At 48.2% G+C, this 26,124-nt stretch carries 26 protein-coding genes; 17 read left to right on the top strand and 9 right to left on the bottom strand.

Translation table 11 applies throughout. The features are described 5' to 3' along the window. The 11 genes from ACLQ6D_RS12170 to ACLQ6D_RS12120 form a co-directional block, all read left to right on the top strand. Positions 1 to 738: ABC transporter permease subunit (locus ACLQ6D_RS12170; RefSeq protein ID WP_411727558.1), on the top strand; the 738-nt coding region annotated here is incomplete at its 5' end. A gap of 1 nt (position 739) precedes the next feature. Then, positions 740 to 1,459 (top strand): ATP-binding cassette domain-containing protein, encoded by a 720-nt coding sequence (locus tag ACLQ6D_RS12165; protein ID WP_411727557.1) that lies wholly within the window; start codon positions 740 to 742, stop codon positions 1,457 to 1,459. Then, positions 1,446 to 2,120 (top strand): class I SAM-dependent methyltransferase, encoded by a 675-nt coding sequence (locus ACLQ6D_RS12160; RefSeq protein ID WP_411727556.1) that lies wholly within the window; start codon positions 1,446 to 1,448, stop codon positions 2,118 to 2,120. Before ACLQ6D_RS12165 ends, ACLQ6D_RS12160 begins: the two co-directional genes overlap by 14 nt. Further along, complete coding sequence (locus ACLQ6D_RS12155) at positions 2,111 to 3,340, top strand: hypothetical protein (protein WP_411727555.1); 1,230 nt, start codon at positions 2,111 to 2,113, stop codon at positions 3,338 to 3,340. The genes ACLQ6D_RS12160 and ACLQ6D_RS12155 overlap by 10 nt, the downstream gene beginning before the upstream one ends. Before the next feature lie 262 nt (positions 3,341 to 3,602). Further along, positions 3,603 to 4,343, top strand: coding sequence for an aspartate/glutamate racemase family protein (locus ACLQ6D_RS12150; protein ID WP_411727554.1), 741 nt, complete (start codon positions 3,603 to 3,605; stop codon positions 4,341 to 4,343). Continuing rightward, a complete protein-coding gene (locus ACLQ6D_RS12145) occupies positions 4,312 to 5,538 on the top strand; it encodes a hypothetical protein (RefSeq protein WP_411727553.1) in 1,227 nt (408 codons plus the stop codon). The genes ACLQ6D_RS12150 and ACLQ6D_RS12145 overlap by 32 nt, the downstream gene beginning before the upstream one ends. A gap of 72 nt (positions 5,539 to 5,610) precedes the next feature. After that, positions 5,611 to 7,407, top strand: a complete 1,797-nt coding sequence (locus ACLQ6D_RS12140) for a sigma 54-interacting transcriptional regulator (RefSeq protein WP_411727552.1) — start codon at positions 5,611 to 5,613, stop codon at positions 7,405 to 7,407. Between the two features lie 188 nt (positions 7,408 to 7,595). Beyond that, positions 7,596 to 7,874, top strand: a complete 279-nt coding sequence (locus ACLQ6D_RS12135) for a hypothetical protein (protein WP_411727551.1) — start codon at positions 7,596 to 7,598, stop codon at positions 7,872 to 7,874. Between the two features lie 193 nt (positions 7,875 to 8,067). Then, positions 8,068 to 8,298 carry a hypothetical protein gene (locus ACLQ6D_RS12130; RefSeq protein WP_411727550.1) on the top strand — a complete coding sequence of 77 codons (231 nt, stop codon included), beginning with the start codon at positions 8,068 to 8,070 and terminating at the stop codon, positions 8,296 to 8,298. A 25-nt stretch (positions 8,299 to 8,323) separates the two neighbouring features. Continuing rightward, positions 8,324 to 8,671 carry a hypothetical protein gene (locus ACLQ6D_RS12125; protein WP_411727549.1) on the top strand — a complete coding sequence of 116 codons (348 nt, stop codon included), beginning with the start codon at positions 8,324 to 8,326 and terminating at the stop codon, positions 8,669 to 8,671. Between the two features lie 80 nt (positions 8,672 to 8,751). Next, entirely contained in the window at positions 8,752 to 9,678 is a 927-nt protein-coding gene (locus ACLQ6D_RS12120; protein ID WP_411727548.1) for a histone deacetylase family protein, read from the top strand. Positions 9,679 to 10,138: 460 nt separating this feature from the next. Here ACLQ6D_RS12120 and ACLQ6D_RS12115 read toward each other — a convergent pair whose 3' ends face one another. After that, positions 10,139 to 10,603 (bottom strand): tRNA (cytidine(34)-2'-O)-methyltransferase, encoded by a 465-nt coding sequence (locus ACLQ6D_RS12115; protein ID WP_411727547.1) that lies wholly within the window; start codon positions 10,601 to 10,603, stop codon positions 10,139 to 10,141. A gap of 233 nt (positions 10,604 to 10,836) precedes the next feature. Between ACLQ6D_RS12115 and ACLQ6D_RS12110 the strand changes: the two genes are divergently transcribed. From ACLQ6D_RS12110 to ACLQ6D_RS12095, 4 genes are all read left to right on the top strand, one after another. Further along, positions 10,837 to 11,319 carry an FKBP-type peptidyl-prolyl cis-trans isomerase gene (locus ACLQ6D_RS12110; RefSeq protein ID WP_411727546.1) on the top strand — a complete coding sequence of 161 codons (483 nt, stop codon included), beginning with the start codon at positions 10,837 to 10,839 and terminating at the stop codon, positions 11,317 to 11,319. An 89-nt stretch (positions 11,320 to 11,408) separates the two neighbouring features. Further along, entirely contained in the window at positions 11,409 to 13,727 is a 2,319-nt protein-coding gene (gene rlmKL, locus ACLQ6D_RS12105) for a bifunctional 23S rRNA (guanine(2069)-N(7))-methyltransferase RlmK/23S rRNA (guanine(2445)-N(2))-methyltransferase RlmL (RefSeq protein ID WP_411727545.1), read from the top strand. Further along, complete coding sequence (locus tag ACLQ6D_RS12100) at positions 13,711 to 13,986, top strand: acylphosphatase (protein WP_411727544.1); 276 nt, start codon at positions 13,711 to 13,713, stop codon at positions 13,984 to 13,986. Before rlmKL ends, ACLQ6D_RS12100 begins: the two co-directional genes overlap by 17 nt. A gap of 57 nt (positions 13,987 to 14,043) precedes the next feature. Next, positions 14,044 to 14,775, top strand: coding sequence for a pteridine reductase (locus tag ACLQ6D_RS12095; RefSeq protein WP_411727543.1), 732 nt, complete (start codon positions 14,044 to 14,046; stop codon positions 14,773 to 14,775). A 320-nt stretch (positions 14,776 to 15,095) separates the two neighbouring features. Here ACLQ6D_RS12095 and ACLQ6D_RS12090 read toward each other — a convergent pair whose 3' ends face one another. From ACLQ6D_RS12090 to ACLQ6D_RS12055, 8 genes are all read right to left on the bottom strand, one after another. After that, positions 15,096 to 15,794, bottom strand: coding sequence for a hypothetical protein (locus ACLQ6D_RS12090; RefSeq protein ID WP_411727542.1), 699 nt, complete (start codon positions 15,792 to 15,794; stop codon positions 15,096 to 15,098). A gap of 97 nt (positions 15,795 to 15,891) precedes the next feature. Further along, on the bottom strand, positions 15,892 to 16,590 hold the full coding sequence (locus ACLQ6D_RS12085; protein WP_411727540.1) for a YfiR family protein: 699 nt from the start codon (positions 16,588 to 16,590) through the stop codon (positions 15,892 to 15,894). 128 nt (positions 16,591 to 16,718) lie between these two features. After that, entirely contained in the window at positions 16,719 to 16,907 is a 189-nt protein-coding gene (locus tag ACLQ6D_RS12080; protein WP_411727539.1) for a DUF2934 domain-containing protein, read from the bottom strand. A 311-nt stretch (positions 16,908 to 17,218) separates the two neighbouring features. Further along, complete coding sequence (locus ACLQ6D_RS12075; RefSeq protein WP_411727538.1) at positions 17,219 to 18,652, bottom strand: PAS domain S-box protein; 1,434 nt, start codon at positions 18,650 to 18,652, stop codon at positions 17,219 to 17,221. Then, positions 18,649 to 21,579, bottom strand: a complete 2,931-nt coding sequence (locus tag ACLQ6D_RS12070) for a chemotaxis protein CheB (protein WP_411727537.1) — start codon at positions 21,577 to 21,579, stop codon at positions 18,649 to 18,651. Before ACLQ6D_RS12070 ends, ACLQ6D_RS12075 begins: the two co-directional genes overlap by 4 nt. Positions 21,580 to 22,121: 542 nt before the next feature. Next, positions 22,122 to 22,268 carry a hypothetical protein gene (locus tag ACLQ6D_RS12065; protein WP_411727536.1) on the bottom strand — a complete coding sequence of 49 codons (147 nt, stop codon included), beginning with the start codon at positions 22,266 to 22,268 and terminating at the stop codon, positions 22,122 to 22,124. Positions 22,269 to 22,444: 176 nt separating this feature from the next. Continuing rightward, positions 22,445 to 23,167 (bottom strand): ribonuclease PH, encoded by a 723-nt coding sequence (rph, locus tag ACLQ6D_RS12060; protein ID WP_411727535.1) that lies wholly within the window; start codon positions 23,165 to 23,167, stop codon positions 22,445 to 22,447. Between the two features lie 82 nt (positions 23,168 to 23,249). Then, on the bottom strand, positions 23,250 to 24,149 hold the full coding sequence (locus tag ACLQ6D_RS12055; RefSeq protein ID WP_411727534.1) for a serine/threonine protein kinase: 900 nt from the start codon (positions 24,147 to 24,149) through the stop codon (positions 23,250 to 23,252). 41 nt (positions 24,150 to 24,190) lie between these two features. Here ACLQ6D_RS12055 and ACLQ6D_RS12050 point away from each other — a divergent pair, with 41 nt between their 5' ends. Both ACLQ6D_RS12050 and gmk read left to right on the top strand, forming a co-directional pair. Next, positions 24,191 to 25,054 (top strand): YicC/YloC family endoribonuclease, encoded by an 864-nt coding sequence (locus ACLQ6D_RS12050; protein WP_411727533.1) that lies wholly within the window; start codon positions 24,191 to 24,193, stop codon positions 25,052 to 25,054. Positions 25,055 to 25,096: 42 nt separating this feature from the next. Continuing rightward, positions 25,097 to 25,717 (top strand): guanylate kinase, encoded by a 621-nt coding sequence (gene gmk / locus ACLQ6D_RS12045; RefSeq protein ID WP_411727532.1) that lies wholly within the window; start codon positions 25,097 to 25,099, stop codon positions 25,715 to 25,717. The last annotated feature ends 407 nt before the right edge of the window (positions 25,718 to 26,124 follow it).

The following is a 26,124-nucleotide window of genomic DNA, read 5'->3' as shown; positions in this document are numbered from 1 at the left end:
AAGCTGTTGAGTGGCATTGTCGTTGCAACGGGGCTTTACTCGTTTAATTTCCGCATCATGCGGGCTAATGCCAATCTGTATCTTTCGGCTGCCCAAAATCCATCCGCCTATCTCAATGGTCTTAACGCCGGCATCTCCAAATGGCTGTTTGGGGAAGAAAACTATGGGGCTTTATACCCGTTAACCAACCTTCTGCTCGGACTGTTTTTAATCCTGGTGATCTTCGCTCTTTATCGCTATCTGGTTTCCGCAGGAGGGACTTTGCTGCGATTTTCCCGCGAGGATTCGCGGGGCCTGGTAGCCGCTGCCGGGTTCGACGCCAAACGGGCCACAATTCATGGACTCGGCATGGCTAACGCCTTGGCAGCGCTGGCGGGCGTTCTGGCCGTTTTCAACGACGGCAACGCCTCGATTTCGATGGGATTCGGCGTTATCCTTACCGCACTGGCGGCATTAGTCATCGGGGAACGGCTGGTGGGTCTTTTCCATCAAGACAAAACCGATATCTGGCCCATGCTGCTTGCCCCTTTCATTGGAACCCTGTGTTATCAGCTAATACTCAAAAGCATCAGAACTTTCAATGTTTTTTTGCAATCCATTTGGGGTTATCCAAATCCGCACGACCCGCTACAGTTTTTTAACTCGGACATCCGTATTTTATCCGCCTTGATTATCGTATTGCTCTATTATCGGCAGGCTGGACAAACAAGCCGTTCCAACCCTTTCGACAGGCTTTGACATGGCTATCCCGGCGTTACAACTCCAGTCCGCTTGCAAAACCTTCAACGCGGGTCAATGGAACGAGGTCAAAGCGGTTCGCGACGTTTCCATGGTTTTCGAGTGGGGAGAATCGGTTCTGGTTATCGGGGAAAACGGATCGGGCAAAAGCACCTTGCTCAACCTCGTCGATGGTACGGTCGATTTGACGGCGGGAAGCGTTTCGATGTCGGGAACCGACGTTTCCACTTGGCCGGTATACCGCCGATACCGGCATATCCACCGCGTTCATCAAGACCCTTCCCAAGGCATGGCGCCTTACGGAACCGTGGCGGAAAACCTCGCCGTGCTCGGCTTGGAAAACACTAGTCTCTTCGATGTCGACAGACTGGCGGATCAGGCGGATATGACCCATTTCGCACGGACTATCGCGGTCATCAACCCCGATCTGGAGACCAAGCTTGAGCGCAAGGTTTATCTCCTCAGCCCCGGCCAGCGTCAAGCGGTGGCTCTGGCGATGCTCGCACTCCGCGACGGGGGACAGCGGATTTTGCTGGCGGATGAACCGACGGCGGCATTGGACCCGCGCACCGCGCAGACCTGTCTGTCGCTGATCGATCAAAAGGCGAAAAGCGGTTGGCTGGTTTTACATGTGACCCACAATTCCGCAATCATTGACGCCAATCGCGGGAGAGTCGTTACGATGTGCGAAGGAGAGGTATCGTCCGATGTATACACCTGATTGTAAACTAGAAAACTCCACTGACGATTTTCCTTATACGTCTTGGGAGCGCGTCTACCGGGAACACACTCCGTATGAGTTACCCTGGGATTCCTCGGAACCGCATCCACTCTTGGCCGCGCTGTTCGAGAATCATCGGGCGAAACCGGGCAGCCGTGCGCTTGATCTCGGCTGCGGCACCGGAGCTTCTTCCCGGCTGTTGGCAGATTCCGGCTACGATGTCGATGCCTGGGATGTGTCGGCGACAGCCATCGAACGGGCGCGGGTATTAAGCATGGACTATTCCGGCAAAATCCGTTTCGTTCAGGGGAATGTGATAACGCAAGCCTTCACCTGCAACCATACCTATGACTTGATACTGGATTTTCTTTTTCTGCATCATGTACAGGATGGGGATATCGAGAGGTATTTCAGGGGAGTGCGGAAATCTCTGCGGGAAGGAGGGCGGTATGTGGTTGGGGTGTTTGTTCAGACCGGCGAGACTGAGAAGCGCGCCAGTTTATTCTCCGATGGCGAGGTAAGGTACTGGACTTCGCAGGGCATCCAGCAATGTCTGCATAACCATTTTCAAATTTCCTTAGCATCTTATGGAAAAGCGGGAAGCATGGAGCAGAACTATCCATTTGGGCTTTTTGAATTTATAATAAAACCATGCCCATGAAAGTCAACATAAATAGAGAAGTTAATATAGGTATCATTGGGTGCTTCTTGCACCACATTGAAAATAAACCAATAATCAGTTCTCTTGAATGGTGGGTTCTTAGTGCCGTAATTACGCAGGCTTTCCAATATTACTTTGCAAATAAGCCCGTCACCATGGATAGTGTTGCGCTTAGCTTGTTTGTGGGATTGTTCGGTTTTTTTCTTATAAAAATTCTTGCATTGGTCTTAAAAACGACAAAGACTCTTGACGAACTAAAGGAAAACATATCTCAAGTCGGTGAAAAGCAAGTAATTAAAATTTTATCTGCAGCTGATATATACTCTACCGAAATTCAAGTTCTAAATAACAACCGCAATGCCGACGAGTTATTTAAAATGATAAACTTGGCAATTTCCCAGCAGCAAAATAATGGACATGGAATTTTTATAGCTATACCAAAAACATCTATCAAAACCTACGCAAAAGTTAGCATTAAATTCCTAGAACAAGCAAAAAAGTCAGTTTGGTCGATGAGCGATGTCGGGCTTGATCTTACGTTTTATTTATTTAGCGAGCCGTCAGATGATGCGAACAAAACAAATCTTCTTCGTTGGATATCTTCTGTAAATTCTCGAGCGCAACCCAAAAAAGATAGAAAGCCTATAGATGTAAAGAGACTGCAAGTTATTACGGAAGGGCGACTTAAGTTTTTTGAAAAGCTTGAAGCTTATGCTTCTAATAAGACGTGCCCAAATACAATTATGGAATTACTTACTACTACGAGAAAAAATGCAAAGCGAGGATCTTCTGATGCAGAAATGGCTGATTATATTTTGAACGGCTTTCATAACTATCAAAAACGTTATATTGAAGGTTACTACGTTAAAGATGACGAAGCAAAAGATGCAGAAACCACAGCTAAAATCAATTGGTATGTATATATGCCACATGAGGCTCAAGACTCCAGTGTGGTTCGCGGGGAATATATTATATTTGACGAGAGATATCTGGTTAGATATAACGAAGAAGCCAATGTACTTGAGGTTATGGCTGGGGGTATTGTTAAGCGTTTTTCAGAACCATTCGCTGACGATACTGCACTTCAAGACATGATAACAGACTCAGTAAAGATCGGAAAAAGATTGGGTGGAGAACATGCCAATAAATACCCAACATCGCAGCCAACCAAGGAGTCTGTCAGTCTTAATCAGATTCTCATTAATGATATGTTATTATAAATATCAGTATGTTTCAGTTTTACCAAAGTAATTTATCAGGAGGTATTTGATGAAAAGCGCTATCAGTCAACAGTTATCCGTTAGGGCTCTAACGGATAACATAATTACTATAGATTTATATGTGTTGTAATAAACTGATATATAAGGCATTGGTTAGTCACGCAAAGACCGACAAACTCCTAGCCCTCACGCTTAAAACAATGTCATCAATAGAAATTGAAGCTAGACCCATAACTTCAACATAAACAATAAGTTACTTATCGTGAAATACCCAAAAATCGGACTGGTAACAGGTCTTGGCTCTACGGTTAGTTCCCAATTCGCTGAATGTTTCAAAGAAAGCCTTGGCTTGTTATTTGGCGTGACAGTTGTAACCGAATGCTTCGTAGACGCAAACCATATTATCCCAATTCTTACCAATAGAATTAGAGTTGCTAGCATAGTGCTCGATGCACTGCAATCAATAGGAAATCCCGTTCCCGATCTCGTTTTGATTCCCTGCAACTCAGTCCACATCGCCTCACCCCATTTAACTCAAGCATTTGGCGACAGTTTCATCCCCATTGACCAAGCTGTTTTATCAATGATTCGGCGCGAACATAGGCATGGCCGATTTCTTATTCTTGGCACCACTACCACCGTAGAAGCGGGCTTTTATCAGGAAGGCTTGTGTCGGCTAGGGTGCGAAGCCCTCACCCTTCCCGCCGACGCCCAAGCTCAGCTCGATGAATTCATTTTTCGCGAACTGGTGTATGGGCCAATGAACCCTGAACATCTCCAAACGCTCAGAGAATTGGAATTCCATTTTAAGCATCGGTTGGCCGCCGACCATGTCATACTGGCCTGCACCGAACTTTGTTACCTCGTCCGGGTATTTTCCCAACCTAAATCTTATGAAGTCGATTCCTTACAAGCTCTGCACGACGCCGGGCTTTCACGCCTGCACTATCTCATGGAAGGAGGATTGAACCATGCAACTCGATATTCCCACATCGTGGGATAATGCCCTTTTGGATGGGCTCATCGCCCAATCCGGAAACGGAGGAGAATCGTTTCAGATTTACGGCGCCTTGCCCGCAGCGTTTCCTACAGGACGCCCCGACGACGTGCCCAAAATCAGCCGGGAAACCGCCGCCGGGCATTTCGTCCATGCCAAACGGCTGGGCATCGAGACCAATTATCTGCTCAACGGTATAAAAGGCGCGCGCTGCCTAACAGACGATCCGGCGCGGGTAGGAGAATATCTCAGGTGGATCACCCGCGAACTTCGTCCCGATCTAATTACCGTTTCCGAACCGGAGTTGCAAAGGACGCTGAACCGGGACTTCGGCTGGGAATCGTTTTGTATATCGGCAATTGCCGGAATTCGAGACCGATGCGGAATAGAACAATGGATTAAAAACACTCAAGGCTACGGAACCGTGCGCAGCCTGGTTTTACACCACGATGTAACACAGTGCGGCTGGCAGGATATTCTGGAAATTGCGGAGGCGGCGAAAAATTTCGGCATCCGTGCAAAACTGATGATGACCGAATCATGTTATGGCGGTTGCCAAGTCCGCCAAACACATTACGCGCATGTCGGACAAGCTGCTGGGGCCCAAGCATTCAGCGATCCGTACCAAGCCTCCTGCATGTTGAAGCGCTTGACCGACCCCGCTTCGTTGCTCGATTTGGCAGGCTTCATAACTCCCGAAGAACTTCACTTCGAGTTTGGAAAAACAGGTATGGAAGGATTCAAGATAACCGGAAGGTCGTGTTCCGCCGCCTGGATCGAGCGCGCGTGCAGCCACTATTTGACGGGGCGTTCGCCCAAGAATCTATACGATCTTATCGTATTCACCGCGCCCTTGTTGCGCGAGAAGCTGGGCATGGAGTTAGAGCAATTGTTCTTTCTCGATGCCGAAGCCTATGGCGAGTTTATAGCCCATGCCAGAGACTTGTCTCCTGATGATCGCAAAGCTTTCACTCAAGTCACTGCGGCCCAGTTATTTAATTTAGGATTATTCAAGATAAACGACCCCGGTTCCATCTACGAGGTTCATAACGGGACTTTGCGCCCCGCTGTCCCTGGCAAGTATTTTTCTATGCTGCAAGAAAACCTATTGGAAGGCCAAGGCGGAGAAATGGCGATCAAAATCGCCAAAGTCGTAGTGGGGAAATCCATTGGTATGAGTGACCGAGGAATCCCAAAATAACCAGCTTGGCTAAACATTGAGTTTCGTAACTCCAGAGAAACGATGGAATAGAGAAAAATATATGATATCTCAATGCAGGATTTTTTTCGCGTACTGGTCAGTAACTTAAGCATTGCGACAGGCGTGGCGAGTGCATTTATTGCGGAATTCGCGGGCACTAATACGCGGGTACGCACCTTGGCATTCTGGGCGGACGGGCAATTCATTGCCAACCAGGAATGGGACCTGGAAGGTACGCCCTGCCAGGAAGTTTTACAGGGTGGCCTTTGCCATTATCCTGCCAAAGTCTGGCGACAATTCCCTAAAGAAGAAGGCATCGAAAGCTACCTGGGCGTACCCCTTCAAGATGCCGAGGGGAATATTCTTGGGCATCTCGCAATATTCGATAAGCGGGTGATGCCGTCCGAGCCGCGATTACTTTTCACTTTCCAGATTTTCGCAGCACGGGCCGCAGCAGAACTAAGCCGGATTCGGGCAATAGAACAACTGCGCCATAGTGAAGAACGTTTCCGCGACCTCTTCGAGGAAGCCCCCATCGCCTATGTGCATGAAGATGTTGAATCGCGGTTCATCCACGCCAACAGGGCAGCGATGGGAATACTGGGCATCACGCCCGAACAAGTGCCCGGCATGGTGGGCATCTCATTGGTACCGAACACACCGGATGCCCAACGGCGTGTGAACGAGGCATTTGCATCCGTCGGACGGGGCACGGACACCAGCGGCGTTGTGCTGGAACTTCGACGCAAGGACAACGGCAAGCCGATCTGGATTCAGTGGTGGTCGAAACCTGATCCCAGTGGCCAATACACCCGCACGATGTTTATTGATATTACTGAACGCATCCTAATGGAACAGGAACAGGCCAAGCTTCAGGCACAGAACCAGTATTTACAGGAAGAAATCAAATCAGCCAACAATTTTGATGAAATTGTAGGCCGTAGCGCGGCGATCCAATCCTTACTTGACAATGTCCGGCGGGTGGCGGCTACGGACGCCTCCGTGTTGATACAGGGCGAGTCAGGGACCGGCAAAGAATTGATCGCCCGCGCCATCCATTCCATCAGCAAACGGCACAACAATCCTTTGATAAAGGTCAATTGCGCGGCATTGCCGACGGGGTTGATCGAAAGCGAGTTGTTCGGCCACGAAAAGGGGGCTTTTACTGGTGCTATTGCCAAACGCATCGGACGCTTTGAACTGGCTGACGGCGGCACGATTTTTCTCGATGAAATCGGGGAAATTCCGCTGGACATTCAGGTCAAGCTCTTGCGTGTACTCCAGGAACGCGAGTTCGAGCGGGTCGGAGGCCAAACGCCTATCAAGGTGGATGTCCGTGTCATCGCTGCCACCAACCGTAATCTCCTGTATGAAGTCGCAGAAAAAACCTTTCGTGAGGATTTGTATTATCGACTAAATGTGTTTCCACTAACCACACCCCCTCTACGTGATCGTATAGAAGATATTCCGTTGCTGGCCTATTTCCTTATGGAGAAATATGCAATGAAAATTGGAAAAAAAGTGGCGGGCATTAGCGAAAAATCCATGAAGCGATTGCAGTCTTACCGTTGGCCCGGCAATATCCGGGAACTGGAAAACGTGATAGAGCGGGCCATCATTTTAGCCGACAGCGCCATCATAGAAGTAGAAGCCGATATGTTATCGGGACGCACCGAGTTGACCATTAAGCCTGAGTTATCGAACGATGCCAGTTTCGAAGCGGTAACCCGGCAACATATATTGGCCGTGCTGGAACAAACGAACTGGGTTATTGAAGGCGCCAACGGCGCGGCCCACATCCTCAACTTGCAACCCAGTACCCTGCGCTACCGCATGAAAAAACTGGGGTTAGCAAAAAGCAGCCGCTAATTACCGCAGTTGCCGCAAATAGTTGCGGTTCAATACCAAAGCCACCCGAATCAAATGGTCTCCATACGTACACATTCTTATATAAAAACAAGCACATAAAAATATCACACTATTACATGTGTGAATTGGCATTAATTTCGCTTTCCTTGTTCTCTATATAGGAGTATTTAAACAGGATTGAAAATGGCATGCTCAAGATTACTGTAGAGAAAGCTACGACAGACACACTTTTCATTCTTGAAGGCAGCTTGTCCGGCCTTTGGGTAACAGAATTGCATAAGGTTATTATTGACAGCCGTTCTATGCCCGATGTGACCCACCTTAACCTTGACCTTGCTCGTGTCCACTTCGCTGATGAGCAAGGACTAACCTTGCTACGGGATTTAATGATGTGGGGTGCGACCTTGCGGGCGGTTTCTCCATTTATCCAGGAACTTTTAAAAACAGGTCATCTAAACAAACGCTAAAATGTGTTGCAAAAATTTTGGTGTTTGTGGATGGGTAATCCTGACTGGAATTCTGAGGAGTATTGTGCGTAATCATAATAGAACCCTCATATTAACGATGATAGCTTTCATGTTTAGCAGTGTTGGCTAAGCTACCGCCAACAAAGTGAAAGCAAAGTCGAAGCTTCAACAAAAACGATTAAAAATCAACCCTATGACTGATTATGAAAGTGCATGGATAGCCAACATCGAGACCAACGTATACCGGGATGGCACTTTCGAAAATATCACCGTTGGCTATTCGGCAAATAATGGTTGGGATTTTAGCCTGTCGTTATTGAATACCCAGGTGTTAGGTAACCATAAACATTTTCAAGGTGAAACTTTTGTTAATATTGCCAAAACATTTGCTATAAATTACGATTTCGCTATAACAATTAGGTAGCCAGAACGGGGTTGCTTTGGCTAATGTGCAGCCACAATTATGGTTTAATTTTACCTTTTTGGATAATCGTTATGACCTTACGCCTTGGTTATTGCTTCATGGCGGCTCCTATCTGGCAAATGCGGCAATAACCGGGACATCCTGGCAAGTTGGTTTTCTGGCGGGCGCTGAAAAAACCTTCATCCAAAATAAATTGTCCTTGCAGATGGGTTATATCAGCGGACACCATTCCTTATCGGGCTCTATCGTTAACATGTTGTTCAATATTACTCCGCGATGCCAAATCTATATGGGCGTGTTAGTGCCGGAACAAGATAGCGGTAACGAATTTGCCGGGATTATAGGGTTTAATTTTTCAACCCATAACTTATAAGGATTGGTTAACACTAGTAAGTCAGTCATTCAGAGAAAGCGGAATAGGGCTCAATTACTGAATTATTTAAGCGAGGTCTTGTGAAAACACTGTATTACAGCCATCCAGATTTTCTTTTGCACGAAACAGGTCGTGGTCATCCAGAATGTGCAGATAGGCTAATAGGTATCGACAAAGCCCTGGATCAGCCGATGTTTGCAAATTTAATCAGACAAACGCCCCCAATGGGTACAGAACAACAAATCGGACTGATTCACCCGGTTGAGCATATTCAACGCATTCGAGACGCAATACCTACTCAGGGCCTACATCACCTGGATCCTGACACAGTGTTATCGCCCGGTTCGGAAAAGGCGGCATTCCTTGCAGTCGGCGCGGTTTGTGACGCTGTTGACCAAGTTCTTACTGATAAGGCTGATAATGCTTTTTGCGCCGTCCGTCCACCAGGACATCATGCCGAACCCAAACGAGCGATGGGGTTCTGCCTGTTCAATAATATCGCTATTGCAGCGGAATATGCGCGGCAACACTATCATCTGGCACGGGCCGCGATTGTTGATTTTGATGTGCATCACGGCAATGGCACACAGGCGGCTTTTTATCATCAACCCCAGGTGCTTTATGCCTCCAGTCACGAGATGCCGCATTATCCTGGTACTGGTCACCCGATGGAAACGGGTGTCGGGAATATTATTAATGTTCCTCTGGCTGCGGGTGATACGGGAGCTGAATTCAGGAAAAAATACGAGAGCATTATTTTACCGGCATTGTACAACTTCAAACCCGACTTGCTGCTAATTTCAGCTGGTTTTGATGCCCATAAAGACGATCCGCTGGCGTCTATCAGGTTAATGGAAGACGATTACCGCTGGGTTACACAAGCCTTGATGGAGATTGCAGGCCGTTATTGTAAAGGCCGGATCATTTCGGTCTTGGAAGGGGGCTATGGTCTCAAGGCCTTAGCTACGAGCGTTACCGTTCATGTTAAAACCTTGATGGGTGGATAAAACATAAAGACAATCGGAATAGGCTTTTAAATGCAGAGAAAAACTCCACGATGAACAAACGAATCCGAATTGTTTTCTGTCTTTGGCATTTTCTTCGCGTTATTTGTCTACTTTGTCGGCCTTATTTCACCACTTATCCCATCAGAAGGAGTTCCCACTATAGGTATTGTAGCGATCATTTGTTGGTGTTCCTGTCACCCTTTTAGCCTTGGCTACCTATTTTTCCCACACCACAAAAACAAAGTTGCTGAGTTGCCTTATTTTAGTCTCGCTGATTGCTTTCTCCATTATCCATCGTTACCCTATTTACCAAAATGGATAGGGCAAATACCGAGAATGTGAACCAAGTTTTCGGATACATGTTATGTCGTCGGCAAACAAGCACGTCGTTATCTTTAATGTACTTCAGACTCCGTGTGACTCGTCGTACTTTCACATCTGTGAGAAATTGGTCAACCCATTATTTTCCACCATCAAACCCTTGCTGACGCCAAGCTTCGTAGCTGATGATAGCGGCAGCATTCGATAGATTGAGGCTCCTATTGTTCGGCATCATCGGAATTCTCAGATGTCGATCAGGATCTATGCTGTTTAAAATTTCAGGGGGGAGGCCCGAAGTTTCAGAGCCAAAAAGCAATACATCTCCGGGCTGGTAAATCATTTTATCGTAAGATTGGTTTCCCTTGGTTGTACACGCAAGTATTCTCCTGTCCTGCATAGCAGTAACAAATTCAAGGTAGCCAGGATATTTAAAAACCTTGGCGAGATCGTGGTAGTCAAGACCTGCTCGCCGGAGATTTTTTTCTTCCAAATCGAAAGCCATTGGCTCGATCAGGTGCAAGCAGTATCCATTGTTAGCGACTAGTCGAATGATGTTGCCGGTATTGGGAGGGACTTGGGGTTCAAAGAGAGCAATATGAAACATGTTTACACCCAGAAGCGTGGGCTTAAATAGACTTGCAAAAATTAAAACAAGATTGGGGGTTGGGTTTGTTTCAATTTTACATGACGGAGTGCCAACTGCCGTATTTATTCACCAATAGTTGTACGAAGCCTGGCGGCAGTTAGGCTTTCCTGGCGCTGTCATCAAATAAAGGCTTTTTCAACAAGCATAGACGTTTATAATGCGCTTTTAATTTTTCATACGAGGCCAATAAAGTGCAAAAAATTCATACCCAATTTCTTTCAGCCCTTTTTGCTATTGCCATAGGATTTACCCTATTTTCACTCGCCAATGCCGGCACGCCCGAAGAAAATAAGGCCGCTGGCGAGACATTCCTTGCAGCCAATGCCAAAAAACCTGATGTGAAAACCACAGCGAGTGGCTTGCAGTATGAGGTATTGACTCCAGGCAAGGGCACGGCTAACCCTTCAGCGACCGACAGTGTCACCGTACATTACAAAGGAACTTCCCTGGAGGGCAAGGAATTTGACAGCTCATACAGCCGGGGCGAACCCACCACTTTCCCCTTAAATGCCGTTATTCCAGGCTGGACTGAAGGTGTCCAACTAATGACCGAAGGCGCGAAATACAAATTTTTTATCCCTTCTAACCTGGCTTATGGCGAAAATGGTGCGGGTGGCGCTATTGGCCCCAACGAAACGTTGATTTTTGAGGTTGAGCTGGTCAAAATCAATTGAGCATCTTATTAGCTTAAACTAGACTAGGATCATTTCATCAACACAATTTTTGTTAAAGCCTTGCTAAGCAAGGCTTTTTCATTTTAACGATGCCGATATATCATCTCTTTGCCACGACCCCTAAAGCAATGGAAGACATCCTTGCTGATGAGCTACGCACGCTAGGCGCTGCCAACATCAAAACGACTATCGCTGGGGTTTACTTCGAGGGTGATTTGCTGACAGCTTACCGGGTCTGCTTATGGTCGAGAATTGCAAACCGGGTGTTGCTGCAACTCAGTACGTTCAAGGTCAACAGCCAGGATGACCTGTATCAGGAGATAAAAAAAATCAACTGGTTTGAACATCTGCAACCTGAAGGCAGTTTTGCGGTGACCTTTAATGCAAAAAATTCACTGGCAATCAACAACACCCATTTTGGCGCATTAAAAGTGAAAGATGCTGTTGTTGACCAGATGCGGGCAAAGTTCCAAAAACGTCCCAACATTAACACGGAACAACCTGATATTCGGATCAATGTTTTGTTGAATGCTGAAACGGCTGCGCTTAGCCTGGACTTGTCGGGAGAAAGCTTGCACCGCCGGGGTTATCGGGACACTACCATCAAGGCACCCATCAAGGAAAACCTTGCTGCTGCGTTGCTAATACGTAGCGGATGGCCGGGCATAGCCAAACAAACCGGCTCGTTGATTGACCCCATGTGCGGTTCAGGAACCTTATTGGTGGAAGCTGCCATGATCGCCGCCGACTATGCACCAGGCTTGCTGCGCAGTTATTATGGTTTCATGGGTTGGAAGAAGCATGATGCTAATTGCTGGCAAACATTGCTTGATGAAGCAGTACAACGTAAAACCGCTGGAATAAAACAATTACCGACTATCGCAGGTTTTGATAAAGACCGGCGCAACATCAACGCCGCTCTCGCCCATATCGCTAACGCCGGTTTACAGGGCAAAATTCATCTGGAGTGCCGCGATATTACGGATGCCGCACCTGCAAAAAGCTGGAAACTGGGTCTGGTCATCTGCAACCCTCCCTATGGCGAACGCTTGGGTGATGAACAGGAAACCGTAGGGTTATACAAAAAATTTGGCGATTCATTGAAAGCCCACTTTAATCATTGGCAAGCCGCGATGATTATCAGCAATCCTGAATTAGGCTTCCGTTTGGGTATCCGTTCGCAAAAACCCGTCACCTTTTACAACGGGGCGCTGGAATGTAAATTACTGCGGATGACGATTGAGGACGCGGCCTTTTTCATCCCTAAACCTAAATCCACCGTGGAACACAGCGCCCAGATTAGCGAGACGACAACAACGCATCAAGATGCTATTGGCACTGACATGTTCGCCTATAAGGAGGCAGGTAAGGGACGGGAGCATGGAGCGGTGAGCTTTGCCTACAGGGATGTAGGCAAGGGGCGTGAGCTGGGAGCGGTGAGCTTTGCCAACCGCTTGCAAAAAAACCTGAAAAAACTGTCCGCTTGGAAAAACAAAAATAACATAAACTGTTATCGTGTCTACGATGCCGATCTACCTGAATATGCCGTGGCTATTGACTTCTATCAAGTTAAAAAAAACTGGGGCAAAGAATGCTGGGTTAATGTCCAGGAATACGAGCCGCCCAAAAACATTGACCCGTTCAAAGCCAATCAAAGGCTGGCCGGGCTACTCGCAGAAATTCCAAAAGTGCTAGGCGTTGCCTCCGAACATGTGTCCCTAAAAATACGCCGCAAACAAAAAAATATCGGTCAATATCAAAAACTGGCCGATCAAGGGCATTTTCATGTCATCGAAGAAAATGGCTGTCTGTTGCAGGTCAATTTTACCGATTATCTGGACACTGGCTTGTTTTTGGATCACCGCCCCATCCGCTTGATGATCCAACAGCAAGCCAAGGGTGAGCGATTTCTTAATCTATTTGCCTATACCGGAAGCGCGACAGTCCATGCTGCGGTTGGCGGCGCAAAAACAACAACCACGGTCGATATGTCCAAAACTTACCTCGATTGGGCAAGAACCAATTTGGCGCTAAACGAGTCGCGCGGCGAACATGAGTTCATCCAGGCAGACTGCCTGGACTGGCTGGATGAAGAGGCAAGGCAATCTTATCCTGGGCAGTATGACCTAATTTTTCTTGACCCGCCGACTTATTCCAATTCGAAACGCATGAGCGAAATATTCGATATACAAAAAGATCACGCCCTGTTAATCAAGCAAGCGGTCACGTTATTGGCATCCCAAGGAGTGCTTTATTTTTCCACCAATTACCGACGTTTTACGCTTGATAAAGAGGCGCTTTCAACGCTCAATATCGAAGACATCACAGCAAAAACGATTCCGGAAGATTTTATCCGCAATCCAAAAATTCATTATTGCTGGAGGATCAGGCGTGATACGCAAAGTTAAAATTCGGGTTTCCGGGCGGGTCCAGGGCGTTTACTTTCGCAGTTTTACCAAAAACAAAGCCCAAGACTTGGGTGTAAAAGGGTCGGTCAGGAATATGGAAGATGGCCGAGTTGAAATTATTGCCCAAGCTGAGACAGACATCTTGGAACCCTTTATTCAATGGTGCCACAAAGGCCCGATCACGGCACGGGTGAATCATGTCGAGCTGATTGAAATGCCGGCGAGTGGAAATGAATTCACCTCATTTAAAATTATTTAAAGTACTCACAAAACACCTGGTTCCTTAAATAACTTCTTCATGATTAAGGATATGTTGATGGAAAAAAATGTATTGATTACCGGCGCAGCCAAACGCATAGGGGCTGAATGCGCCCACACGCTGCACGACCAAGGTTGCAATGTTTTGCTGCATTATAAGTCGTCAAAACAAGAGGCCGGGCAGCTCTGCAATGAATTCAACCAAAAACGTCTGGGTTCGGCAAAACTCGTCCAAGGCAATCTGCTGAATATGCAAGAACTGGAAGCCGTTGCCCAAGTAGCTAATTCCAGTTGGGGGGGGCTGGACGTGCTAATCAATAACGCCTCGCTGTTTTATCCCACACCTTTAGCTAACATGACCGAAGATCAATGGGACGACTTACTAGGCAGTAACCTTAAAGCGCCTTTTTTTCTGGCCAAGGCCTTATCTGACAGCTTGGCAAAACGCCAGGGCTGTATCGTCAACATCGTGGATATTCATGCCGAGCGCGGCTTGCCGGGGTATCCCGTTTACAGCATTGCCAAGGCCGGTTTGGTGGCTATGACCAAGATCCTGGCCAAAGAACTGGGGCCGACAATCCGGGTAAACGCGATTGCACCCGGCGCAATACTCTGGCCGGAAAACGGTTTGTCGGAACAGGATAAAGGCGAAATCTTGCAGCGAGTGCCATTGGCACGATGCGGATCGCCCCAGGATATTGCCAAGGCTGTGCTTTATTTGGTTAGGGATGCTGATTACGTGACCGGCCAAATCCTGACCGTAGATGGTGGTCGGACTTTGTTTTACTGATCTATCCAATGTTGCGGTCTATTCCACACCAGCCAATGATTACTGGTTTAAACCGTCACCCGGAATACTTGAAAGCAACCACTGGTAATTTGAAATTTAAAGTTAGCTGAACTGTATATTTCGATCCGAAGGAGACAGTGGTTTTCATTTAAAACATCAATAAAGTTAAGATAATGGGTGGTTTACTTGTGGGGATCTGTCTCGGCTGCGATGTTGAGTTGAACTATCATTTTTTTCGATAATGCCCTTGGTTTGAGCTGTCGTCATTCCTTGCATACGGGCTGGCAAAACTCGGGTATCAATTTTTCTTCCGCTACTCGTCAAAACTGCATATCCGCTGTTTGTAGAACTAATGAATTAGCTTTACGGGACGTAACAACTGAATCCAGTAAGGAAATCACTTCCTCGTAATGGATGATGCCTTTGGGTTGATCTCGGATAAATTCTGCCAGGGCTGTTATGTAGTGCCAGTTTGAAGTTTCGGTAACAAAGTTAAAAGCAGCCAAAAACAGTTCGCTCAGTTTCTGCTTGCGTTCTGTCTTATTGGGCATAAAAAACCCCATGTATTCATTGGCAAGCTCAATCTTTGAACTGCCGCCATAGAAGTGTAGCGCATTAAGATCAACTAAATTGGCATTGAAGCTCTCACCATCGCGCGAAGCTATATATTTTGCCTCGGCCAGTGGCCCTGCCAGCAGGTTGATAACGTCTGCCTCGAATGCGCACCGGTATTCTGCTTTTTGAAACTCGGCAAACGACAAGGGCAAACTCTGGATTAACCGGCCACCTTCAACTTTTACAGTGTATTTGCTACATATTCCTGCAAAGCGATCTACTGGTTGCCCGTTATGTTCCTGTGGTTTGATGCTGATCTGGAAATGCACGGCAGCTAGTTGTTTTTTCCGGTTGGCAAGACAAATGGCCGCGGCATGTCCTGCCTGGTGATAGGTGTTTCTCCAGCCAATTACGATACGGGTGTCTGGTTGGACATCAATGGCTTTGTAATTATGTTTCATCATGACCTCGATAAAAAGTTGCGGACTGAAAGGGTGTATGTTCCTATCCGCCTAATCCGCACCAGAGAGGGGATGCAGCTTAATAAGCGGCGATTTCAAGCTACAAATGAGTTTTTTGGACGCTAGCGTTACTTTTCGTGCCATTGTACTTCGAACCTCTTGCTGCTCTAGGAAATTTTGAATATTTAACGGTGACATAGCCTTCTTCTTTGGTAAGTTCAGCGATTTCAAATAATTTAGCACTGATTTTCAAGCCCGTTTGTTTTACCGATTGCTGATTAATTTGCAGTTTGATTTTGCCTTTTCTATTGACGAAACCGATCATCCCGCCTTCTGCGGCAAAGGTTTCGCTTTCTCCAACGACCAGTGTTCCAGCCTTATGTGGGTTGGCCTGAATTTTTTTAAAAACCACTTTCTGGTTATTAGCGCCACTTACATAAAAAATATGGCAATCCGGTTTCAAGTTTGAATCGGACAGGAAATCGGCTTCATCCAGCCTGAATATCTTGATAGTCCGGTCAAATGCAGATTTTTTTTCGATAGGGTCGATGAGCGTACCAAAAGGATCTGCACCTAAGATACACAGATTGAACGTTGCGCCATTAACTTCCGGCCAAGTGATAAATTTGGTGAAGTTATACAGATAGCCAGCTTTTATCTTGTATTCAAGATTTGCATCGTCTGCGACCAAGCAGCCTGAAAACAAGACAGCCAGACATGTCAACATACTGGTTAAGAAAATGTTCTTCATTTCTCTATATAAGGGTGACATAAGAATTCCTTCGTAGATGAGTGACATAATTAATTCCACCCCTTTATCAGTCTTGGGTGGATGCGACTACAGGTTTCAGCAGCGAAAATTGATGTGGCGCTTATTTGCGCTACTTATGCGGGGTCAACGTACACCGTTACGTCTACGTCCGCTTCCTATATTCCTGTAAGGCATCCCCGTTCCGTTTCAAACCAGTCTTCCCTTTCATAACCTGGTTCAAATAACCTCTTTTCTGCTTTGTAGTAGGCAAGTTCAGCAATTATGTCATCCCGCTCGGAAACTGCTATTGTCTTTTCATCAGTTGAAATTTCTTGGTCTTTGAATTTTTTTGCGTTTGTAGCCATTTTCCATCCCATCTTAGTTAAAAAGACGCACAAACTGTACCTTGATTGTCCACTTTACAACCTGAGTTATTAGCCATGCCAAGTAGGTCGGGTAAATCATGTAAAGCCCACCTTGTCATTGCGGTTAAAAAATAATGCGGATTTTAAGGGCTTCGCCGGAATCCGCGAGAAAACACTGCAATATAACCGACGTCTATAGTCTCGCTTAGGAAACGTAGGGGCGGCAAGCACTTAAAATGGGGTATTAATGGTTATGAAAGGGTTATGTAAAATAACCATTCCGGTACGGCTTTACGGGTTGGTGCTTGGCCTTATTCAGTCAGCGACAGCAGATAGCTATGCAGGTTGCTGGATTTGCTGTCCAAGCCCAGTTTCTTGCGTATGTGCTTGCGGTGGATGTTGACGGTTTCTGGCGAGCTTTTTAGGGTTGCAGCGATAACCTTGGTGGATAGTCCTTGCCTGATCAGGGACGCGACCTGTATCTCGACGGGGGTTAACTGCCGGTAGGCAGCGGGTAGATTGGCGTCGTTCCCGTAGGCTTTCACTAGTTGCTTGAGATTGGTTTCAAGAATGCCGATCAGACGGGTGGTTTGTAACCGGTCAGTACCCGGCCCTTTCAATTTTTTGACAAAGGGCACGATGGTAGCCTCTACCTCCTGTGAGAGCGCGATTTGGGCATCGGCTTTGTCCGTTGCCCGGCGCTTGAGCAAAACGTTAAGGGCAGCATTAATCTCTGCGGTTTCTTCCCTGTTCTTTTCCAGATTGTCCTTTGTGGTTGCCACGTTATTTTCCAGGCTTTCCTGGGCGACAATCAAAATCTTTTCGGCCTGCTTTTGTTCCGTGATGTCCGTGAAAGTGCCGACATAATGGCTAACGATTCCATCCGCCCCAGTCACTGCGGCAATAGTTTGCCATACCGGGAACACCTCGCCGTCCTTGCGCTTTTCCCATATTTCACCCTTCCAGGAACCGTTGGACGCCACGGTTGCCCACAGGGCCTGATAGAATTCCGCATGATGCCACCCGGAACGGAGGAAGCCTGGAACCCGATGAATAGCCTCTTCAGTGCTGTAGCCGGTGATTCGGCTGAATGCCTGGTTCACGCGCAAGATGACCCGCTGCGCATCGGTCACGATAATGCCTTCCTGCGTTTCAAAAGCCGCCGCGGCAATGCGCAGGGCTTGCTCGGCTTGCTTGCGCTCGGTAATGTCGGTGAGCGCGATGTGCAGCACTGGATCTGCATCGCACGCTTTTAGGTACAGATAATCAAGCCGGGCGTAAAGGCCATGCCCGTCGGCGCGGCGGAGGGGCAGCTCACACGTTTGTTTGCCGACCTGTTGTTTTGCCTGTAGAAAATGACGATACCAGCGGTCTTTATAGTCATCAGCAATAAACTGCGCAAAGCGCCACTGCATGATTTTCTTGCGCTCCACGCCGAGCAGTTTAGCGCCAGTGAGGTTGATTTCAGCGATCATGCCTTCTGGGGTGAGGCTGAGATAGCCGACCGGGGCAAAGTCGTACAGTTCAACATAATGGGCACGCGATGCTTCCAGGGCAACTTGTGTCCGGCGCAATTCCTCGTTCTGCATCTCCAGTTCTATTTGGTGTACACCCAGTTCGTGCAGGAGTTCATCGGCGAACGGGGACGGCGCTTTTGCCGGTTCGGCATGAGCGAGTTGTGCCTCGGCCCTGGCCCGCAATTGTTGTTGCAACCGTCGCTTAATCTCGCCTTGGTTATCGCTCATGGCATCACCTCCATTGCCAGCAGGATCATCTGCGGCCCACCCACTTTGCCGACTATGCGGTGGGCATTCAGCAGTATCTTGCGGTGACCAATGGCGGGGAAGTCATGCTCCAGCGCATATTTTTCAAAAGCTTCATCGCGCGGCAGGATCGTCTCCAGCAAGTCGCGCAAGCCTGGGCTATCCCACTGCCGGTTGCCCAGCTCGTAAATCTGGCGGCCTACGGTCTGTTCCGGCGTGACCTGGAACTCCCGGTAAAACGCGCGGCTGGCAGTGACCACTTTCAGTGTGCCATCGAGCACGACAAATGGTTCACACATCTCATCGACAATGCCTTGGGCCAGCGTCAGCGCCTCTTCTGTCTCAGCGGCGCTGATGTGTGTGCTGATGTCGGTAAAGGTCAGCACCACGCCGTCAATCACGTTATCCAGGGTGCGATAGGGCTGGATACGCGCCAGCATCCAGGTGTCGCTGTTGATGTGCAGTTCATGTTCATAAGGGATCAGCGATTCCAGCACAGCCTGGGCGGCGGGCAGCAGGTCATCCCCTTCCATGACGGATCGGATGTCGGCCAAAGGCCGGCCTATATCCGATGCCACCAGGCGATAAACGCGCACGGCTTCACGGGTGAAGATACGGATCATCAGGTGCTGGTCGAGGAAGATGATGCCGATATTGACGTTGTCCAGCAGGTTCTTCATGTCGTTCTGCATGCTGGCCAGTTGCTCGATTTTGGCTTGCAGTTCTGAATTGACCGTGATCAGCTCTTCATTGACCGATTGCAATTCTTCCTTGGAGGTCTCCATCTCTTCATTGGTCGATTGCAATTCCTCATTGGTGGATTGCATTTCTTCGTTGGTGGACTTGAGTTCCTCGTTGGAGGCTTGTTGCTCTTCGATGATGGCTTGGTTATTTTCTTTCAGGTAGGCAAGATCTCGCTCCAGTTGCTTGATGTGTTCCAGTTCGGCGGGCTTGGCAGCACGTTTGCGCCCTAGTTTGGCGGCTGGGCTGGGGATGTCCTGAAAGCTTACCAGCAACAGTGCTTGGTCACCCGCCGGGTCAGGCAACAGCCGGACGCCGAGGTTGACCGAAGTGTAGCCGCCATTGGTCTTGACTTGTGTTTCCCGGTTCAGGGTTGGCACTTCCCCGTTGACGACTGCGTGCAGCGCAGAACGCAGTTCCAGCTCCAGCCCCTCACGCGCCATTTCAATGACGTTGAGGCTGGCTTGCCCAGGCGCCGGGCGCAGGTATTTGCCCGTCTCGCCATGCACGTAGAGGATAACACCCTGGAGGTCGGTGACCACCGAGGCGGGCGCAAAGTATTGCACAAGTGCCCTACGGGTCAATTCGGAAAAGTTGGTTTCCTTAGTCTTCTTCATGATTCCCTCTGGTGCTTTGGGATCACTTTCTGCGCCCCAGGACAAGCCCTGCGCCACCACTGCGCGGGAAGAAGCGGGGGAATGGATGGCGCGATAGAGCTTCCATTTGCGGTTGAGCGCCGAGAACAGGCCGGTGTGGTGGCCGATGCTCTCCGATGGCGACAGGAACAGCGCCCCGCCCGGCTTGAGCGCATAGTGAAACGCCGGAATCAGCCGATTTTGCAGTTCCGGCTCCAGATAGATCATCAGGTTGCGGCAACTGAGCAGGTCGAGTCTGGTGAAAGGCGGGTCCCTAATCACGTTCTGGATGGCGAACACCACCATCTCGCGGATTTCCTTTTTTATCCGATAGCCGGTCTCTTCCTTGACGAAGCAGCGGTGCAGCCGCTCCGGGGTGACGTCCTGGGCGATATTGGGTGGATAAACGCCCGCGCGGGCAATGGCAATGGCATCATCATCCATATCGGTGCTGTATATCTGCACCTTGAATTCCTGGTGTGGCCCGTCCATCAGTTCGCGCAGCAGTATGGCGATGGAGTACGCTTCTTCGCCGGTGGCACAACCCGCCACCCAGACCCGGAACGCATAGCCATCCGGCTTGTCCTTGCACAGTTGCGGTAGGATTTCCTTTTCCAGCGCGGCAAAAGCCTCTGGATCACGGAAAAAGCTGGTGACGTTGATCAGCAACTCCTTGAACAGCGTATGCACCTCATCCGGATTCTCCTTGAGATAATGGGCATAGACTCCAGTGTCTTCGATATTGTGCTGCAGCATGCGTCGCTCGATGCGGCGGCCGATGGTGCTTTTCTTGTACTGCGAGAAGTCGTGGCCGGTGATGGTGCGTAATTGCATCAGGATGCTGCTCATTCCGCTTCCCGCTTTGGGCGCTATGGGCATTTTAGTGTGGGCGGCAAAGGTGCGGGCCCCGGCCAGTAGCGCCCCTGGCATTTTTTCGACGGGCAAGACCTGGGTGGCATAACCTGCCTTTATGGCACTGGACGGCATACCGTCATATTTGGCCGTGGTCGGTTCCTGCACTAGCGTCAGGCCGCCCGAACCCAGGATAGCGCGTAAGCCCAGTGTGCCGTCCGTACCCGTGCCGGACAGGATGATGCCGATGGCGTTTTCTTGGCTGTCCTCGGCCAGTGAGCGCAGGAAGGCATCTATCGGCATACGCTGCCCGCGCGGCTGTTCTGGGATTGTGACCTGCAAAATGCCGTGGTAGATCGCCATGTCGCGGTTGGGCGGGATGACATACACGCAGTTGGGTTCAACTCGGATTTGGTCTAGCGCCTCGACGACAGGCATGGTGGTGGTGCGCTGCAAGATTTCTGTAAGGATGCTGGCATGGCTGGGGTCAAGATGCGGAACCAGCATAAAGGCCATGCCGCTATCCGCCGAAGTATGGCGGAAGAATTGCTCGAAGGCCTCTAAACCACCCGCAGAGGCCCCAATACCGACGATGTTAAAGGCGGGGGCTGTGTTTTCTGATGCGATGGGAGAGGGCTGTGCTGAAATTGGACTTGACTGTGATGGTTTTTTAGCTTTCATAAAAGGCATCATCCCAGAATTTGCTGAATTAACCGAATTATTTCGATATTTTTCATCTTTCCGTTCATGATTTGAAGGATCGTTTACTTATTCAATCAACGCCATGAATAAAAATGGTTAAACATAAAATTTGAATACTTCCAGGTGCAGGATCGTACTTACCTGCAATCAGGACTGTCTGCTTTTGGCCGATTTTCCTAGGTCAGAGCGCTCTAAATATTCTACATGGCTATTTACAAGTTGCAGGTAAAGACAGCAATTACCGCCCGAAAATTTTGTTGCCCCCTTTTAAAAGACTTGTTTTTATGGCTTGTTAGTGAAATTCAACCAATGTTTGAATTCGATAACCTGTGGTAAGTAAATAACCATAATATCCTAATGGCTATGGCTGCTTTTAAGTATTTCAGGTGGCAGCTACATATCAGGATGAATGGCGGTTTTAATCTGTAATCATCGGCTGGTTTGGAGTGGAATATGCAGTTGCGGCACAACCGGCCAAAGCTGGTTGTTATAAAGCTCAACAAACTACCAAGAATTTTTCCTTAATAAGTCAGTTCGGCTCCGCCAACCGACAAGCGGATTCGGATGGCTGGCCGGAAGACACCGCTGTTTTCGGACAGACGGGGTATTTTACATATCACAACTGACAAGCCGCAGCGATATTGCGGTGCCACGACCATGCCAATCATGTCACGCGGCTGAATGTCTTCGCGGGACTGGCGGGTGCCTGGTTGATTCGCGACGACATTGATTATGTTTGTGGTGAGCTTGTACCACAGGCACTTCCTACGGTCGTCGAGCCATGAATATAATCAACTTGTTCATGGATCCCTTAATGAAAAAGCAACTTCCTGCACTGGGTTTTTTAGCAGTTTTCCAGCGCTATCTGTTGTTTTTCCAGCAATTGTTGAATTCCAGACCTCGCCAGACCTAGCATCTGGTCGAGTTCTTCCTTCCTAAACGCATGACCTTCGGCGGTGCCTTGAAGCTCAATAAACGCACACGCATCGTTCATCACCACATTCATATCGGATTCGGCTTGGCTGTCTTCCGCATAATCCAAGTCCAGTATGGGCACGCCTTTGTATATGCCCACGGATACCGAAGCAATCTGTCCGTGTATGGGATTGCTTTTAATTTGCTTGTTTTTGAGCATTTTTTGTATTGCCAACGATAAGGCAACAAATCCCCCCGTAATCGAAGCAGTGCGGGTACCGCCGTCGGCCTGTAACACATCGCAATCAATGGTAATGGTATTTTCACCCAGCGCTTTCATATCGACGGCTGCACGTAGCGAGCGGCCTATTAAGCGTTGAATCTCCATCGTACGTCCGCCCTGCTTGCCTTGACTGGCTTCACGTCCCATCCGGCTATGGGTTGAGCGGGGTAACATGCCGTATTCAGCCGTAATCCAGCCCTCGCCTTTCCCTTTCAGAAAGCGCGGCACGTTATTCAAATCAACACTAGCCGTACAAAGCACACGGGTCTCGCCAAACTCAACCAATACCGAACCTTCCGCATGTTTGGTAAAACCACAGGTAAATTTAATGTCTCTCAGTTGATTCGCATCGCGCCCGCTCGGCCTCATGAATACTCCATCCTAAAAACCAGTTAGAAAATGCTCAAGTATACCTGAAGTGGCGTGGGTTAGGTTTTCAAATTAAGCGGGCTCATGGCCTGACCAGCGCTTGTTTGAACTGCTCTACGGTTTGTGGACGATTTTCCGGCTTGGGTTCCATGGCCCAATCAATCGCCTTCAGCAGATAATCAGGGAATTTTCGACTAAAAGCCTTGACGGCAGGAACCAGGTTATCTCTCTGTATTCTATCTGGCGATGGAATGGGGGGGTTATTGCCTAAACAGTTGCGCATACTCGCACCTATCGCGTAAATGTCTGTCCAGGCTCCCAGTTGTGCCTTAACTTTATATTGCTCGGCTGGCGAATAACCTGGGGTTAACACGGCATCCATTTTATTGACACGTGTGCTGCTAATGCGTTGAATCGCCCCAAAATCAAGCAACAGGGCATCGTTGCCGGGGCGCACCAAAATATTGCCCGGTTTGATGTCGAGATGAATAAAATGCTGTTCATGGATATAACTGACTCCCGCCAGCAAAGAATTAAACACCGCCAATAAAAACTCTTCGGTAACCGGCGGTATTTTTTTGTTTATCAGCCTGTCTAGCGTCACCCCATAATCGTACGTCATGACCATATAGACCGTATCATTAGCCCTAAAAAAATTGGTGACTTCGACAATATTAGGGTGTTTCAAAGCACCCAATACTTTGGCTTCTTCAAAAAACAGCGCCCGTCCGCGCTTGAACATGGCTAGTGTTTCCTTACTATTCGCCACCACCACATTATTCCAGGTTCGGTGGGCAAGTTTTCTGGGCAGATATTCCTTAAGGGCAACCTGAAACTGATCCGCCAATTGACGAGCCAGGTAAACCGAGCTGAATCCGCCATGCGCCAATTCCCGTTCGATCATGTACTGGTCTATAATGGTGCCAGTCTGTAGGTAATTCCATTCTTTGGGGTAAGTTTCCGGATCGTAATATTCGGCCATAAGCGTTGGATAGTCTGGAACGGGCTAAGTATAGGTGAAAAATGATTAGAAGTATGACCGCATTTGCAGCCAATGAGACCGAACTCGAAAACCTGGCTATAAGCTGCGAACTGCGTTCAGTCAATCATCGTTATCTTGATATTTCCATAAAATTACCCGACAGCTTGCGTTTTGCGGAAGCGGATGTCCGCTCGTTAATCTCCGCAAAAATCAGCCGTGGCAAAATTGAATGCGTGTTAAACTTTAAAAAACAGCCCAACCAGCAAAGTTTTATGGTCGATCATGATGCTGTGGCTGCGCTGATTTCGGCAACTGACCTGATCGAACAACAAATGTCCGCCGCCTTGGCATTTTCTGCATTGGAAGTACTTGCATTTCCCGGCATCCAACAAGAATCCGAACTGGATAAAACCGAGCTTGGCCCAGGAATAAGCCATCTGGTCACAACGACGGTAAAACAACTTTTAGAAACCCGAGAAAGGGAAGGCAGGCAGCTCAAAGCCTTGATTGAAGAACGCTGTGTAAAAATACAGGGCTTCATCGCCGCCGCCAACCAACGAATGCCGGAAGTGCTTGTGACCTTACGCAAAAAATTGACTGACCGAATCGCAGGACTGGCAATTCAAACGGATTTTGACCGTCTTGAACAGGAGTTGGTATACCTTGCCCAAAAGCTGGACATTACCGAAGAGCTAGATAGGCTGGACACCCATGTTAGCGAGGTGTTAAGGGTGTTGGAACAACCCGATCCTGTAGGCCGACGGCTGGATTTTTTGATGCAGGAATTAAACCGCGAAGCCAATACGCTAGGTTCGAAGTCAATGGACAAGGACATGACGCAAATCTCCATCGAGCTTAAGGTGCTTATGGAACAAATACGTGAGCAAGTGCAAAACATCGAATAGCTGACACACCACAAATTACGGACAACGCAACGCAAAAATAGTATGAGTAATGGCAAACTATACATCATTTCTGCACCTTCCGGGGCTGGGAAGACCAGCCTGGTCAGACAATTGATAGCCGAAGTTGATAACTTGGTTGTGTCCATATCACATACCACTCGCCGGATAAGGCCTGGCGAAACGCATGGCGAAGACTATTATTTTGTGTCCCCGTCCGAATTTCAGGCCTTATTGGATAACCATGAACTCCTGGAACACGCATCGGTATTCGATAATTATTACGGCACTGCAAAAACATCTGTTGAAAAAAACCTAAACGAAGGCTTCGATGTTATCCTTAAAATTGACTGGCAAGGCGCCCAGCAAATAAAAAAAATACGTCCCGATAGCCTGTCCATTTATATCCTGCCGCCCTCAACTGAAATCCTCGAACAACGGCTACAAAACCGAGGGCAAGACGATGACTACGCCATAGCCCGCCGTATGCGTGACACCGTCACAGAAATGAGCCATCACGACGAATTTGATTATATCTTGGTCAATGATGTCTTCGAACGTGCACTTACAGAATTGAAAAGTGTCATCATTGCCAACCGATTGACTAGGGACAGGCAACAGCAGAATCTCAAAGCCCTCATAACAGCCTTGCTATCATCATACTGAAGTTTGCTCTGATAAACCTAAAAAACTCAGGTAGTGCCGAGGCTTGTGCCTACTCGGATATCCAGCAACCACACTCCGGGCAACCACAAGGGATTGCCCCTACGGTATTGCGGAAACAGCAAGTCTAACTGATTTTTTTGTGATAAATCATTGTCAAACAAAAACCGAACGTTCTGTCCGCTTTGCTTCACTAGGGTCTGTTGACATTTGGACTGCATAGGCTAAAAATATTATATATATATCATATAATTAACATTTACACGTTACTCAGGGAGCCGCGTCATTCCGGCAGGGATCGCCGGAATCCAGAAGCCAAGGACGGCATCCATGCCACCTGGATGCCGTCATTCCCTGACGGCATGACGGGTAACGTGGTTTTATATGAGATAAATGTCAACAGACCCTAG

It is taken from the genome of Methyloglobulus sp. (assembly GCF_046714055.1).
Classification (GTDB): domain Bacteria; phylum Pseudomonadota; class Gammaproteobacteria; order Methylococcales; family Methylomonadaceae; genus Methyloglobulus.
This window is presented reverse-complemented; position numbering and strand designations above follow the sequence as displayed.

Bases quoted from the DNA above. Each gene is read 5' to 3' on its own strand.
- ACLQ6D_RS12155 (WP_411727555.1), top strand. From the start codon at position 2,111: ATGCCCATGAAAGTCAACATAAATAGAGAAGTTAATATAGGTATCATT.
- ACLQ6D_RS12160 (WP_411727556.1), top strand. From the start codon at position 1,446: ATGTATACACCTGATTGTAAACTAGAAAACTCCACTGACGATTTTCCT.
- ACLQ6D_RS12165 (WP_411727557.1), top strand. From the start codon at position 740: ATGGCTATCCCGGCGTTACAACTCCAGTCCGCTTGCAAAACCTTCAAC.
- ACLQ6D_RS12130 (WP_411727550.1), top strand. From the start codon at position 8,068: ATGACTGATTATGAAAGTGCATGGATAGCCAACATCGAGACCAACGTA.
- ACLQ6D_RS12070 (WP_411727537.1), bottom strand. From the start codon at position 21,579: ATGAAAGCTAAAAAACCATCACAGTCAAGTCCAATTTCAGCACAGCCC.
- ACLQ6D_RS12095 (WP_411727543.1), top strand. From the start codon at position 14,044: ATGGAAAAAAATGTATTGATTACCGGCGCAGCCAAACGCATAGGGGCT.
- ACLQ6D_RS12115 (WP_411727547.1), bottom strand. From the start codon at position 10,603: ATGTTTCATATTGCTCTCTTTGAACCCCAAGTCCCTCCCAATACCGGC.
- ACLQ6D_RS12065 (WP_411727536.1), bottom strand. From the start codon at position 22,268: ATGATTGGCATGGTCGTGGCACCGCAATATCGCTGCGGCTTGTCAGTT.
- ACLQ6D_RS12145 (WP_411727553.1), top strand. From the start codon at position 4,312: ATGCAACTCGATATTCCCACATCGTGGGATAATGCCCTTTTGGATGGG.
- ACLQ6D_RS12085 (WP_411727540.1), bottom strand. From the start codon at position 16,590: ATGTCACTCATCTACGAAGGAATTCTTATGTCACCCTTATATAGAGAA.
- ACLQ6D_RS12080 (WP_411727539.1), bottom strand. From the start codon at position 16,907: ATGGCTACAAACGCAAAAAAATTCAAAGACCAAGAAATTTCAACTGAT.
- ACLQ6D_RS12055 (WP_411727534.1), bottom strand. From the start codon at position 24,149: ATGGCCGAATATTACGATCCGGAAACTTACCCCAAAGAATGGAATTAC.
- ACLQ6D_RS12090 (WP_411727542.1), bottom strand. From the start codon at position 15,794: ATGATGAAACATAATTACAAAGCCATTGATGTCCAACCAGACACCCGT.
- ACLQ6D_RS12050 (WP_411727533.1), top strand. From the start codon at position 24,191: ATGATTAGAAGTATGACCGCATTTGCAGCCAATGAGACCGAACTCGAA.
- ACLQ6D_RS12140 (WP_411727552.1), top strand. From the start codon at position 5,611: ATGCAGGATTTTTTTCGCGTACTGGTCAGTAACTTAAGCATTGCGACA.
- gmk (WP_411727532.1), top strand. From the start codon at position 25,097: ATGAGTAATGGCAAACTATACATCATTTCTGCACCTTCCGGGGCTGGG.
- rlmKL (WP_411727545.1), top strand. From the start codon at position 11,409: ATGCCGATATATCATCTCTTTGCCACGACCCCTAAAGCAATGGAAGAC.
- ACLQ6D_RS12135 (WP_411727551.1), top strand. From the start codon at position 7,596: ATGCTCAAGATTACTGTAGAGAAAGCTACGACAGACACACTTTTCATT.
- rph (WP_411727535.1), bottom strand. From the start codon at position 23,167: ATGAGGCCGAGCGGGCGCGATGCGAATCAACTGAGAGACATTAAATTT.
- ACLQ6D_RS12075 (WP_411727538.1), bottom strand. From the start codon at position 18,652: ATGAGCGATAACCAAGGCGAGATTAAGCGACGGTTGCAACAACAATTG.